This window comes from Mycobacterium sp. NGS58, from assembly GCF_059812385.1.
The window spans coordinates 1-13,571 of the sequence record NZ_JCALCO010000018.1; the positions used below are offsets into that span (position 1 = coordinate 1).

General features: G+C 62.2%; 12 protein-coding genes. 6 read left to right on the forward strand and 6 right to left on the reverse strand.

Annotated elements, in window-relative coordinates:
* The first annotated feature begins 87 nt into the window (after positions 1-87).
* On the forward strand, positions 88-4,986 hold the full coding sequence (locus AC5Y4H_RS17315; RefSeq protein WP_499983609.1) for an amino acid adenylation domain-containing protein: 4,899 nt from the start codon (positions 88-90) through the stop codon (positions 4,984-4,986).
* Positions 4,987-5,000: 14 nt separating this feature from the next.
* The gene (locus AC5Y4H_RS17320) at positions 5,001-5,675 is read left to right on the forward strand and encodes a methyltransferase family protein (RefSeq protein ID WP_499983471.1); all 675 of its coding nucleotides are present in this window, start codon (positions 5,001-5,003) and stop codon (positions 5,673-5,675) included.
* 2,022 nt (positions 5,676-7,697) lie between these two features.
* Here the strand turns inward: AC5Y4H_RS17320 and AC5Y4H_RS17325 are convergent.
* From AC5Y4H_RS17325 to AC5Y4H_RS17335, 3 genes are all read right to left on the reverse strand, one after another.
* On the reverse strand, positions 7,698-8,594 hold the full coding sequence (locus AC5Y4H_RS17325; protein WP_499983473.1) for a hypothetical protein: 897 nt from the start codon (positions 8,592-8,594) through the stop codon (positions 7,698-7,700).
* Positions 8,595-8,906: 312 nt separating this feature from the next.
* Entirely contained in the window at positions 8,907-9,095 is a 189-nt protein-coding gene (locus AC5Y4H_RS17330) for a hypothetical protein (RefSeq protein ID WP_499983474.1), read from the reverse strand.
* A gap of 391 nt (positions 9,096-9,486) precedes the next feature.
* On the reverse strand, positions 9,487-10,095 hold the full coding sequence (locus AC5Y4H_RS17335; RefSeq protein ID WP_499983476.1) for a hypothetical protein: 609 nt from the start codon (positions 10,093-10,095) through the stop codon (positions 9,487-9,489).
* Between the two features lie 195 nt (positions 10,096-10,290).
* Between AC5Y4H_RS17335 and AC5Y4H_RS17340 the strand changes: the two genes are divergently transcribed.
* The 4 genes from AC5Y4H_RS17340 to AC5Y4H_RS17355 all read left to right on the forward strand — a co-directional run bounded on the left by AC5Y4H_RS17340 (position 10,291) and on the right by AC5Y4H_RS17355 (position 11,726).
* Positions 10,291-10,437, forward strand: coding sequence for a hypothetical protein (locus AC5Y4H_RS17340; protein ID WP_499983477.1), 147 nt, complete (start codon positions 10,291-10,293; stop codon positions 10,435-10,437).
* A 201-nt stretch (positions 10,438-10,638) separates the two neighbouring features.
* Positions 10,639-10,986 carry a DUF732 domain-containing protein gene (locus tag AC5Y4H_RS17345; RefSeq protein ID WP_499983478.1) on the forward strand — a complete coding sequence of 116 codons (348 nt, stop codon included), beginning with the start codon at positions 10,639-10,641 and terminating at the stop codon, positions 10,984-10,986.
* A 46-nt stretch (positions 10,987-11,032) separates the two neighbouring features.
* On the forward strand, positions 11,033-11,374 hold the full coding sequence (locus AC5Y4H_RS17350; protein WP_499983480.1) for an excalibur calcium-binding domain-containing protein: 342 nt from the start codon (positions 11,033-11,035) through the stop codon (positions 11,372-11,374).
* Between the two features lie 181 nt (positions 11,375-11,555).
* Positions 11,556-11,726 (forward strand): hypothetical protein, encoded by a 171-nt coding sequence (locus tag AC5Y4H_RS17355; RefSeq protein WP_499983482.1) that lies wholly within the window; start codon positions 11,556-11,558, stop codon positions 11,724-11,726.
* Between the two features lie 139 nt (positions 11,727-11,865).
* On the opposite strand, the gene AC5Y4H_RS17360 is transcribed toward AC5Y4H_RS17355, so the two are convergent.
* The 3 genes from AC5Y4H_RS17360 to AC5Y4H_RS17370 form a co-directional block, all read right to left on the reverse strand.
* Positions 11,866-12,324 carry a hypothetical protein gene (locus AC5Y4H_RS17360; protein WP_499983484.1) on the reverse strand — a complete coding sequence of 153 codons (459 nt, stop codon included), beginning with the start codon at positions 12,322-12,324 and terminating at the stop codon, positions 11,866-11,868.
* Between the two features lie 110 nt (positions 12,325-12,434).
* Entirely contained in the window at positions 12,435-12,917 is a 483-nt protein-coding gene (locus AC5Y4H_RS17365) for a hypothetical protein (RefSeq protein WP_499983486.1), read from the reverse strand.
* Positions 12,918-13,334: 417 nt separating this feature from the next.
* Entirely contained in the window at positions 13,335-13,541 is a 207-nt protein-coding gene (locus tag AC5Y4H_RS17370; protein ID WP_499983488.1) for a helix-turn-helix transcriptional regulator, read from the reverse strand.
* Positions 13,542-13,571 lie beyond the last annotated feature (30 nt).

The window sequence follows — 13,571 nt, forward strand, 5'->3', positions numbered from 1 at the left end:
GGCGGGACGGTGGAGTTCCGCACCGATGTGTTCGACGCGGAAAGCATCGAAACGCTGATCGGGCGGCTGCAGCGGGTGCTGGAGGCGATAACCGCCGAACCGGCGCGGGGATTGTCGTCGGTGGATGTGCTCGATGATGTTGAGCGAGTCCGCGTGCACGGCTGGGGTAACCGAGCGGTGTTGAGCGCGCCCGTGACGTCGGGGGTGTCGATCCCGGCGGCGTTCGCCGAACAGGTGGCCCATTCCCCGGAGGCGGTGGCGATCAGTTTCGGTGGCGCCTCGATGACCTACCGCGAGCTGGATGAGGCGTCTGACCGGTTGGCGCATGTGCTGGCGGGGCGGGGAGCGGGGCCGGGACAGCTTGTGGCGCTGCTGGTTTCGCGGTCGGCGGAGGCGGTCGTGGCGATTGTGGCGGTGCTGAAAACCGGGGCGGCGTACGTGCCGATCGACCCGGCGATGCCCGCGGCGCGCATCGAGTTCGTGCTTGCCGATGCCAACCCGGTCGCGGTGCTCACCACCGCCGGGTTGGCCGAGCGGCTGGCCGGCCACGAGCTGCCGGTCATCGCAATCGATGACGCCGATCTCGACACCGATCCCACCACGACGGTGCCCGCCCCGGCCCCGGACGATATCGCCTACCTGATCTACACCTCCGGAACCACCGGACAACCCAAAGGCGTTGCCATCCCGCACCACAACGTCACCCGATTGCTGGCGTCTCTGGACGCGGAGGCGCTGGCGGGTCAGGTGTGGTCGCAGTGTCATTCCCTGGCGTTCGATTTCTCGGTGTGGGAGATCTTCGGTGCGCTGCTGCGTGGCGGCCGGCTGGTAATAGTGCCCGACGAGGTGGCCCGCTCGACCGAAGAGCTACACGCCTTGCTGGTAGCCGAGCAGGTGAGTGTGCTGAGCCAGACGCCGTCGGCGTTTTACGCGCTGCAAACCGTTGATGAGCTGTTAGCAGAGCGGAAAAATCAGCTCAAACTCGAGACCGTCGTGTTCGGCGGCGAGGCGTTGGAACCTCAGCGCCTCGGTGCGTGGATGCACGACCACCCGGGTTCGCCGCGGTTGATCAATATGTACGGCATCACCGAGACTACGGTGCACGCGTCGTTCCGCGAGATCGTCAGCAACGATGTCGATATCAATGCCAGCCCGATTGGGGTGCCGTTGCCGCATCTGGGCTTCTTTGTGCTTGATGGGTGGTTGCGGCCGGTACCAGCTGGGGTCGTCGGTGAGTTGTATGTCGCCGGCCATGGCGTGGGGTATGGCTACGTCGGTCGTCTGGAGCTGACCGCGTCGCGCTTTGTGGCGTGCCCGTTCGGCGGGTCGGGCGCGCGGATGTATCGCACCGGGGATCTGGTGCGGTGGCGCTCCGACGGGCAGCTCGAGTATTCGGGTCGCGCTGACGAGCAGGTCAAGATCCGCGGGTACCGGATCGAGCTGGGTGAGATTCAGGCGGCGTTGGCCGGTTTGGCTGGGGTGCAGCAGGCGGTGGTGGTTGCTCGTGAGGACCGTCCTTTCGATAAGCGGCTGGTCGGCTACGTCACCGGCACCATGGATCCCCGCGGGATCCGCGCCACCCTGGCCGAGCGGCTGCCGCAGTACATGGTGCCCGCGGCGGTGGTGGTGTTGGACGCGTTGCCGTTGACCGTCAACGGCAAGCTCGACAAACGGGCTCTGCCTTCGCCGGACTACGGCGATGTCGATCGTTACCGGGCCCCGGCCACGCCTACCGAGGAGGTCCTGGCCGACATCTATGCCCAGGTCCTGGGCGTCGAGCGGGTCAGTGTCGACGACTCCTTCTTCGAGCTGGGTGGGGATTCCATTTCGGCTATCCAGGTGGTGGCCCGGGCCAGGATCGCGGGCCTGGTGTGTCGCCCGCGCGACATCTTCGTCGAGCAGACGGTAGCTCGACTGGCGGCAGTGGTCGCGGCGCCCGCCGGTGCGTGCGGCCCAATCGATACCGGTGTCGGGCCGGTGGTGCCGACTCCGATCATGCGGTGGCTGCAGGACATTGGCGGTGCCGTCGAGCAGTTCAACCAGACCATGGTGCTGCAGGCGCCCGCGGGGGTCAGCGAGGCCGACGTGATCGTGGTGTTGCAGGCCGTGCTGGACCGGCATGCCATGTTGCGGTGCCGCGTCGACCGGGAGTGGTCGTTGATCGTGTCGCAGCCGGGAGCGGTGGATGCGCGTGGTTGTCTGCATTCGGTGGCCGCGCTCTCTGATGCGGCGCTGGTCGCGGCGCGCTCGAGGTTGAACCCGGCCGCCGGGGTGATGCTCAGCGCGCTGTGGATTACCGGGACGGGCCAGCTGGCGCTGATCATCCATCACCTCGCCGTTGACGGGGTGTCGTGGCGAATCTTGTTGGAAGACCTCAACATTGCCTGGGCGCAGCATCACAGCGGCCAACCGGTGGCACTTCCGCCCGGCGAAACCTCTTTCGCCCGATGGGCCGCGCTGCTGGCCGAGCACGCACACGAGCCGACGGTGGTGGAGCAGGCCCAGGCATGGCGCCGGCTGGCGGCGACCCCCGCCGCGTTGCCCGCGATCGACCCGGAACGGGATACGTTCGTCACGGCCGGGCATTTGTCGGTGCAGCTGGATGTCGAGACGACCCGGCTGCTGCTCGGTGAGGTGCCGGCGGCCTTCCACGCCGGGATTCAGGACATCTTGTTGATCGCGTTCGCATTGGCGTGGACGCATTTCTTGGGTAGCAATGGCGTGCCGATCGGTATCGATGTCGAGGGGCACGGCCGCCACGAGGAGCTGGCTGCCGACGTGGACTTGTCGCGCACGGTGGGGTGGTTCACCACCAAATACCCGGTGTCGGTAGCGGTCGGTGGGCTGGACTGGGCGCAGGTGATCGCAGGCGAGCCGGCCCTGGGTGCGCTGGTCAAGAACGCCAAGGAGCAGCTTCGCGCGGTGCCCGAGCCGCTGACCTATGGCCTGCTGCGCTATCTGAACTCTGACGCTGGGCTAGGTGGGTCGGACCCGGCGATCGGGTTCAACTATCTGGGTCGTTTGGGCGCCCCGGGGGCCTATGGCACCGGCGATGTGTGGCGGGTCAGTCAGGACGGGTTGTCGGTGGCCGGCGTTGCGGCAGCTATACCAATGCCGTTGGCGCACACCGTGGAACTCAATGCGGGCACGGTCGACACCGAGACCGGCCCGCGTCTGCACGCCAACTGGACATGGGCGCCGTCGGCACTGGATATCACGCGGGTCAGCCTGGTCAGCCAGTTGTGGTTCGAGGCCCTGGCCGGCATCTGCGCGCACATCCAACGCGGTGGCGGCGGGCTGACGCCCTCGGACATTTCACCTGCCCGGCTCAACCAGCAGCAGCTCGACGAGCTGCAGCGGCAATACCAGCTTGCTGACGTGTTGCCGCTGACCCCGCTGCAGCAGGGCTTGCTCTTTCACGCCCGAGCGGCACAGCGCTCGGGCGATGACGTGTATGCGGTGCAGCTGAGTATCACGGTGAGCGGTCGGCTTGATCACTCCCGGCTGCGCGATGCGGTGCACACCGTGGTTCAGCGTCATCCTCACCTCGCCGCTCTATATTTCGAGCATTTCGATCGGCCGGTCCAGGTCATCCCGGCTGATCCTCAGGTGCCCTGGCGCTATGCGGAGCTGAAGGCCGGGGACGTCGAGCAGTGGCTGGAGTGGCTGTGCGCCGCCGAACGCGCCGCAGTCTGCACCCTCACTGACGAGCCGCCCGTTCGGGTTGCGTTGGTTCGCACCGCGCCCGAGCAGCACCGCATTGTGTTGACGAATCATCACATCGCGCTCGACGGCTGGTCGCTGCCCATCCTGTTGGCCGAAATCTTTGCCAGTTACCACGAGCAACGGCTGCCGCCGCCGGTCCCGTATCGCAGGTTTGTCACCTGGCTGGCCGATCGCGACCTCGACGCCGCCCGCGCGGCCTGGCGTGCGGTGCTGGCCGGTTTTGACACCCCCACTTTGGTCGGGCCACCGGATCGCATGGGGCAGGGGCGCCACGACGTCACCTCATATCGGGTGCCGGAGCAGATCACCCGCGCCGTCAGCGAGCTGGCGCGCTCGCAGCACACCACCGTCAGCACCGTGCTGCAGGCCGCCTGGGCGCAGCTGCTGGTGTGGTTGACGGGCCGGCGCGATGTCGCCTTTGGTGCCGTGGTCTCGGGTCGGCCGGCCGAGGTGCCCGGCGCCGAATCGATGGTGGGTCTGCTGATCAACACGGTGCCGGTGCGGGCCGACATCACGCCGGCCACCACCACCATCGACCTGCTCGGCCAGCTGCAACGCGCACACACCAAAACCGTTGAGCACCAACACCTTGCGCTCAACGAAATCCATCGCATCACCGGCCACGACCAACTGTTCGACACCGTCTTCGTCTACGAGAACTACCCGACCGATGCCGCGGCGTTGGTGGGCGCCGGCGGGCTGACCGCAAGCGAGCTCACCATCCACGACTGTTATCACTATCCACTGACGATCCAGGCTGGACCGGGTCGTGAACTACACCTGAGGGTTCAGTACCGCACGGACATCTTCGCCATCGCCGGGATCGAGGCGGTGGTGGACTGGTTCACGCGAGCGCTGGCGGCCATGACCGCTGACCCGGGACGCCCGCTCTTGGATTCATTTGATGGAAATGATCGCGGTCGGGGCAGCGGGGCGGTAATGATCCAGCCCGCGATCACAGCGATGCCGTCGCCGAAACGCCCCGTCATCGGTGAGACTTACGGCGGCGCCCCGACCAACCTGGTCGACGAGATTCTGGCCGACATCTTCGTCCAAGTCCTCGGAGTAGACCGCGTCGACGTCGACGAGTCATTTTTCGACCTGGGCGGTGACTCGCTGTCGGCGTTGCGGGCGATCGCCGCGATCAACGCAGCCCTGAGTATCGATCTTCCGGTGACCACGCTGTTCGAAGCGCCGTCGGTTCAAGCCCTGAGCAAGCAGGCGAGCAGACATGCCATTAAGGAGAATTTCCCGCGGTGAATCGAGGAGAGTCGGTGAAATCCGTTCTTAAAAGGTTGGTATTCGGGCTCATTGACCCTGTCGTGTTCGGCTTGATCGTGTTTGCGGCTGCCGGCACTCTCAGCTACTGGCAAGCGTGGGTTTTTCTAGCGGTATCTTCCCTTTCGACGTGGATCCTCGGCATCTTCCTGATGCGTAGGGATCCCGTCGTGTTCGACAGACGCACCCGTGGTGGGCCGACAGCGGAGACCCGGGGCGCGCAGAAGATCATTATCGTCGGCTGGTACCTGTCGCTCGCTGCAACCGTTGTGCTCAGCGCCCTTGACCATCGCTTCGGTTGGGTGAGGGTACCCACCGTAATCTGCTTGGTGGGCGACGTTCTGGTGGTCGTCGGACTCAGTGTGGTGACTCTCGTGGTCCTCGAAAACAGTCATGCTGCCGCCACAGTCCGGGTCGAAGCGGACCAAAGGCTGACTTCCACCGGTCTATATGGGCTGGTGCGACACCCCATGTACTCCGGCAACGTCATCATGATGGTCGGCGTCCCGCTGGCGCTCGGTTCCTACTGGGGACTCGTCTTCGTCGTAACCGGCGTGATAATGCTCGCCCTACGGATCCGAGACGAAGAACAGCTTCTCCGAACGGAATTGGACGGATACCGCGAATACACGGAAAAGGTTCGCTACCGCCTCGTGCCGTGTGTGTGGTGACAATCGTACGACCTGAAGGACGGGGCATTCCATTCTTGTGAACGATCGCGTGCGTGGCCCGATAAAGCACAAGCTTGAGCACTAAGCACGCGAAATCCGCAGCGGTTGGCTGATTTACGGCTAATCGGCGCGTCGTCCGCTGGTTCGTCATCGACTCAACCACGGCCAGCATGCTGCATTCTCGCCTACTTCGAGTTCTACAAAGCGGTTCCAGCGTTTTTACGCAATATTCCACACACGTCAAAAGACCGCGCTAGCATCAGCAGCTAACCGACGGTATCAATTTTCCGTCGGCCATCTCACCAGTAGAAAGGTGTGATCGATGAGGAAGATGCTGAAAGCTGTTGCAGCGGCCGCAGTCCTGACCGGTGTGATGCTGGGGTCGTCGGGCTGCATAACGATTGACCTTGCCCCCCACGTCCTTGGCCCGGCAACTAGCCTCTGACAGCCGCTTCGTGCATTGGCCGCTCGTTCGTCATTGACTTGACGACCGCCGACTTCCCACGGCGACGCGTCCCCTCACATAGCGTGCGAATCGCCACAAGTCGACGCGCGGTCGCCGGCTGGACCGCCACGTGTTGAGCGTCGTGGAGGGATGGCCGCGAACGAGCGCGCTACCGCTTTCAGGCCGGGACGTTCGGCCGCGGCCGGCGCAGCGTCAAACTCAGTGCGCACAGCCGCCGCTACATGTCCTGATGTGACGAATCAGGCTGTGCAGCAACGGCATGAGCGCTGCACGCTGTGGAGCGGCAACGGGAAGGCTGCGACGACGACGATAACTGTTTCGTTGGCAATCGCGTTCGGCGGTTTTGCACCCATTGCAGCGACACCCGCGGGTGTATCGGGTGCGTCCATGGTCCAGCGTCATCCTTTTGCTGTTAAAAGCGATGGGGTGGTTACATCTCGGAAGGGAGGTCTACGCGGAGTCGGGGTCCCTGACAGTTTCGCAAACGAGTTTTCACTCTCGTATGTGAGACGGAATTTTTCGTGGACGTAATACTCCAGAGCCTCTCGCTCATCCGGTTGGTCGTTTGCTGAGATTTGCATACCCTGCTTTCGGCGGGCGCGGCGCAAAGCGAGTCGACAGTTTAAAACTCAGGGTCAACGTCAATCTTTAGATCTACAGGTTCCTGATGGGAGGTCCTTCGATGAGCATGCTTATTCGCCGCATGGCAGGCGTCGCCATGATGGCAGTAGCGCCTATGGCGTACGTGGCAGCGGTGTCTCCGGGGATGAGCTCGGCTCAACCCCCAGATTGCGGTCCGGGTAATTGGTGGAACCCGGGGGCCAATGCTTGCCAGCCGTTGGGGGCCCCGCCGCCTCAGGATTGCGGTCCGGGTAACTGGTGGAACCCGGGGGCCAATGCTTGCCAGCCGTTGGGGGCCCCGCCGCCTCAGGATTGCGGTCCTGGTAATTGGTGGAACCCGGGGGCCAATGCTTGCCAGCCGTTGGGGGCCCCGCCGCCTCAGGATTGCGGTCCTGGCAATTGGTGGGACCCGGGGGCCAATGTGTGCCGACCCGTCGTGCCACCGCCGCCACCCTAGAGCCGGAGGGCGGGGAGTGTGGCCTGGGCTGGCGCACAAAGACGGCTGTGTTGAGCCCTGCGGATATCGGTCCTGCGAGGTCGCGCACCGCATGATATGAAAACGCGGTCTAGGCTGCGCTACGCCCCCGACAGCGCGAGTGCCCTCGGTGAGATTCGAACTCACACTGTACGGGTTTTGAATCCGTCATCAAAGCGAATGCTAGGTGATGACAGGGGTTGTTGTATGTTGAGATATACCGCTTGAAGTGCAGATATGATGCCAATTTGCCATAGGCCTTGGTGCTAGACGTTGATAGAACTAGCGTCGTTTCTGCAGGTGTTGCGGTATCGATTGCGGTATCGCTGACTGGATACCGCATGCTCGTCTGCCGAGCGCAAACCACGTTTAGGTTTCTCACACCACCCGTCCGCAGCCCGGTGTCACTTTTACCTCTCGGCGCGGTATGGGCTGACAGCTGGCTTCATGGGCCGCGCGTCTACGCGTCGTAGTTGTTAAGTTCCCGGATGGCGTCGCCGATCACTAGCAACGCTCTGATATGGGCGATCTGCATTGCTTGCTCGGGCGTGACAGGTGACGGTTCCTTGGGGAGGCCGTCCTGCGGCCAGTGATTGACTGGCTCGATTGCCCAGAGCCTACGGACCACTTCGTTGTACACCACGCCAGCATTACCTCGGCCTGCGGCGTATGGACGCCGTCGCGCCTGTAGGTCCAGGCGATCGGTGGATTGATTCCCCTCCCTACTCGGAGTGTTGGTGACGGGGAACAAACCCTGTTCAGCTGGCTTTAGGGTGCCATTGTCGATGTCTCGTACCCACCATCGCAGCGCCTGGTCCCTGAACGCGACTTCAACGGTGGTCAGGGACAGTCGCATGTCCTCCAGGGCAACCAGCGCTTCCCATTGACCGGGTTCCACGAACGGAACGAACAGTTGGCGGACGAGTTTGTCCTTCAGCTCGTCGTGAGTCTCCGGAGTGTGTTGGCCTGCCAGGTGGCCTGTCAGTCGGATCTGCGCGTGCGCCAGTCCCTGCGATGCGTTGATGAACCCCAGTCGTATGCCGGTATAGCCGGCGGGGTTGTCGATCGAACTACCGCTTTCAATCCCGCTGATCTTCCATATCGTGATCAGTTCGGCCTGTTGTCTTCGTTGTTGAGAGCGGTTGTTGAAGTAGGCGGCGAGCGCTATCAGGAAGGCCGCGAATGTGGCGGTACTCCCCGCCGCGCCGAACCATTCGGGCAATGACCTCGATACGGTTCGCCACCCCTGTGTGTGGAGCAACACCGCTTGAAAGACAGTGACAGCCACTAGGCCCACCGTCAGCGATCCGAGCGTGGTTGTGATTACCACTGCGCGTCGTTTGAGCCAATCTTCCATGCGGCCGAATCATAACGGGCGAGCGACGGTTGGGTTCCGTACGACCGTCATGCGCTGGTCCGTCGAAGCGTCGTAGGTGGTAATGAAACGAATCAGGAGGGTGCAACGCCGCGCAGGCCGCCGCGCGAGATGTCGAGCCAACCATGCCCAGCCCGGTGTTAACCCGGTCGGCTTAGGTGTGCTGCCGGATCGGGCGCTGCTCCGGTGGCGCCTCCGTACAGAACTGGCGGCGGCGCTCCCAGCGTTGCATGCGAATGCGCCAAAGGCGGCACTCGGCGCAGTCGCATTCCTCACTTGGCTTGCGTCGTCGCCTCACGGGTATCGCCTCAATTCGTCGATATCGTCGCCCGGCAGCGCCAGCGTGCGAGCCAGCCGGTCGGCCAGCTCCCGGTGCCGGCGAAGCTCGGCATACAGCGGGTTGGGTCGCGGCTGTCCCGTCGAGCCGGTGACGACAGGCTCAGATCGCGCTAAAACGGCCCTCAAAACGTCGATTTCGTCCACAACCGAGCACATTTCGTGCAGAATCGCCAACTCCACTGGATTCGGCTCGCAAGCTTCGATTATACTGTGCCACAAGGCTTTTGAGCGTTTCTTAAGCCCTCTTGGCGGCATTGGCCGCAGTGGCGTTGATTCCATGACAATCCTTGTCTGACCTGCGCATTTGCGCGCTGGCGTAAGTATGCCCAAAAAAAGTTGCAGCCTCGCGCAGAGGGGGAAATCCGCGACCAAGGTCACCACGGCGAACAGCCGCGCGAGCTTTTGAGGGGGCCCGGGGATGGGACGGTCATACCGCCGATTTTACCGTAATTACGTTGGCGTACAACGTAATCGAGGTATGACCAGAATACATAATTAGAGCCGCCAACCCGATGGGTTCCCGGCTCAGGTCCCGCTATTGTGGGACGGGCACAATCTGGACAGGATCTCCATTCCCGACGATCTCCCACCATGTGTTTCGGGAATCCTTGAACCTGATCCGGGTTAACTCAATGAGTTCGGCGGCGCGGTTTGGGCCGTTCTCTTTGAAAAAGACCCCCCTCTCGGTGGTCTTCTGATGCGGCCCAAGCGTTGCTAGCACCCACGGCGCTTGCTCAGTATTGGTCCCCTTCGCAGAATGCACGACGATGTGTGGATCGAACACGGTGCCGTCGGGACCGCTACGGAAGTCCACTCTGAGGTCGCGAATGGTTGACGACGGGTTTTCATTGGACACGGCAACGCCTTCTCTGCCTTTGAAGCCGTCCTTTATGACCGTAACGTTGCGAGCCTCGCCCTTGAGGGCGTCGTCTGCCTGATGTTGAGCCAGTGCAAATTGCTGCTGTCCAGTGGTGGCCATCTTGTCAAGCGCATCCGCCGCCTTGCCTGCGTCGCGTTTCGAGTTCTTAGCTGCGACGAGCGAAATAACCATCGCCACAAGAGATACAACGGCTGCGAGGGTGGTCGCAGATGCGATCACCCAGTCAGCAGCACTGTCGCCTCCAGCGACAATTGACGTCACCATGTCAGCTCGCCTTCTTCATTCCCGAACGGCCTCGATGCCGACCGCTTGCATAGCAAATATCGGCGACGTCTGCCAATGCCGAAGGAATTTTCACAAATCCCGGTGTGGATACTCGGCGGAGCGCATAGGCTGCCATCGACGAATCGGGCGCGTCGCGAAAAACACCAAGTTCAATCAAGTAGGAGACAAATCGCGATGACCACCATGACAAAGATCCTTACCGCTGCGGCCGCCACCGTGGGCATGCTGGTGCTGGGCACCGGTGTCGCTCACGCCGATTGCCAGACCCAGTGCTACGACTCCGGCAACACCGGCGAGCACTGCGTCACCAGTTGCAACTGAGAACACTTGCTGCACAAGAATCCTGGCTGCATCGTGCTGGCGCTGGAGCATCACAACCGAAGCGTGCGCGTCCATGCCACGCTGCGCCGGGATTCTTTCTCGGGTGACCCGAAAATTTCCACGATTCCCGATCTGAGGTAAGTGCGGAAGCGTTCAAGCTCCCGTCGACAAATCAGGCCACGTCACCAACACGGAGGCGGCATGTTATTCCGTGCGATTCTCATTGCGGCGGCCATTGCAACGGCTGCAGCGCCAGCCGTTGCGCATGCGGCGCCTGTGGAGGACTTCCTTAACCAGATGGCCGCGGACAACATATCGTCGTCCAGGTCTCCCGAGGACCTAGTTAAAGCCGCACGAAGCGCCTGCGAAATGCTCAGCAGCGAAAACGGGCAACAAGTATCCGAGTTCGTCTATCAGGAAACTGACCTGGACATGGCGCAATCCTTGGTCTTTGTCGCGGACGCGATGCACTACTTCTGCCCGTGGCAGGACCACTCGGGAGGGCAACTGTGGCAGGCCACCCACCCAGGAGGAGACGCGTTGCAGTGATTGTGATTACAGCGCAGCGGGACCTTTCCCCGGACACTCTGCACTAATGCGGGGCCTGCTAGAGCGGCGACTGGCTCTGAGCGAGCAGGCGCGTGACCGACTGGCGCGCATAGTGGCTTTCTTACTGATCGTGATCATCGTTGTCTGCGTGGTGATCGTCATCGTGGCCTTGGCGAAGCGAGGCGTGTCCCTACCGCGACCCCCGCGATCGCCCTACCCGACCACTCACTTCACGCCCACCCCGAGCGGGCCGCGGGTCTTTTACAAAAATTGCGCCGAGGCCCATAAGGATGGCCGGTGGAACATCCCCGCGGACGACCCCGCCTACCGGCCTGGGCTCGACAAGGACCACGACGGCATCGCCTGTTCGTCCCGCGCCCGACGATGAGTCGATCGGCGCTACTTGCGCTGCTCAGCTCTCCGTGTAGACACAGAGGCACAGCTTCGACCTCCGGAATACCCACCGGAGTACCCAACCGGAGCTGCATTCTGTTTTCCTGTCGATGTTTGAGGCCGCCGCGGCCCCGCCGAGAACGGGCGGGCGCTCCCACAGAAAGGTTGCGGCCTAGGTGCGCGGCCAGCGGCGCGGGCAGCGAGAATATCTGTCCATCATCAAAGCGCAGCCCAATATGGCCATCATTGTCAAACATAATGTCCGCATACGTGACATTGCTCAAGGTTTCCTGCTTTCAAAACTGCTCCACCCCGCCAACGAAACGTTGGATGCGGGGCGCGGTTAAATCTGTCAACTTGGCAGCCAACGAGGCCGCCTCGGCGTCGGTCAATAAGATATGCCGGCGGTGCCGGCCGATACCAGCCTCAATCGCAAAGCCACCATTTGGGCGGCTCGCAACAATGATGTCGCTATTCCTGATTGCCCTAATCATTCCCAGTTCCCCACGGTGGTTGCGAGTCAAGATCCTGCGCCTTGCCGTTGCGCTCGCGCCATTCGGCTTGGCGCTCGCGGTTCTTGCGCCGCGTCTCGGCCATCCGCTCGATTTGTTCGCGGGTACTCTGCCACTGCCAACACTCGCCAGTCATCAGACAATTCGCGTCGTCATCTGCCGCAATTAGTCCAAGCGCAATAAACTTGAATCTGAGCAAGGCCGCCGTTATGGAATTGTGCAGCGTGGGTCGATCCAGGTGGGGGACCAGCAACTCAGCCTGAAGGCCGTTAAACGCTCCATCGCTCACTAGAGACACGACCCAACAGGTGAGGTTCACAAACGCGCGGAACTCGTCCCCGGTCAGTTCCGCCTGCAGAACGGGATCGGTCAGCATCGAGTGCTTGATTCGGGTGTCCAGTGCGGTTCCCTTGATACCCGCAACTTCTGTCATTTTTCATTCTTTCCGAGCTTCTTCCTTTGCCTGGTCCTTGGCCTTAGGCCTTGGGCCTAAGGCCTGATTCCTTGGCCTGTGCCTAATCCTGAATAGCCTTGTCCTTATCCTTATCCTCCGTCACTGGTGACGTAACGCGTGACATGATCGCTCTGCTGCTCTCCATTGACGCCCAGGAGGGGAATCTCTTCCCATGTCGGTCCGTAATCGTCGTCATCTCCAACCTGCCGCCTCAGCCCCGGCCCCCATTCGAGATCAAGGCCGAGGAGGAACGGGTCAGTTAGCGAGCACTTGCGCTTGGTCCGTTTGTAGGGCGGGACCTCGTTGGAGGTCATCGCCCAGCGAATGTGCGCCATTTCGTGCTCGCGAGCCTCGAAGCTGGGCAGATATTTCAGGTTGTCCCGCGAAAAGTCGCGCCAGTTCCCGTTGAGGTGGACGACGCCATACCGTAGAACTCTGTCGCAAATGATGCAGTGACATCTCGGCGGAAAGCCGAAGTATTCGAGCGCGAGTATGTCGCGACGCGGGAACGTGATTTTGCGGCCACTACCGTAGAGCCGCAGAGTGACGCTATAGTCGCGGTCAGTGAGCACATTCCCGTGCTTATCGCGAATCCGTCCGTCGTCGGTATATTGGTAATCCCGCGCCCATGATATGCGCGCAAACGGGGTCCAAATCTGTGGCCGTCCTGCCACCATTCCTCTACCTTTATCCTATCGAACCAGCACCTTGAATCTACGATTAATTTGGACGCGAATCGGGATACTTGCGGTAACGCTCTCGTAGGTACTCTGTGGCCTCCGCTATTGCGGCCGGCTCACTTATGGCGTGTAGCGGCTGGACTGGCCCCCACGTCCCGCGCTGGCCGATGGCTGGATAGTAGAGAAGCCAGCCGCCTGGGTGCGGGTCTTCTCGTGTCGACGTGCTGGGGGCGCGGTACTGAACGAGCGGGACATCCTGATACGGCGGATATTCGTCACCCCGGTACACATTCACTTCAATGTCGTCGCTCACTGCTCAGCCCCTGCGGCGGTCAGCTCGGCACCCCCGCGGAGGGTTTTCGCCTTCTCGGCTTCCAGCCAGGCCTCGCAGTCGACGACGTCATACCAAAGTCGGCGTCCGACGACGTAGGAACGCGGTCCTTGGTTCGTGGCCCGCCAAAATCTCAGCGTGCCTACTGGAACGCCGGTAATCTCCGACGCCCCTTCAATCTTCACTCGTGTCACCTGTCATGTCCCTTCTCGTGG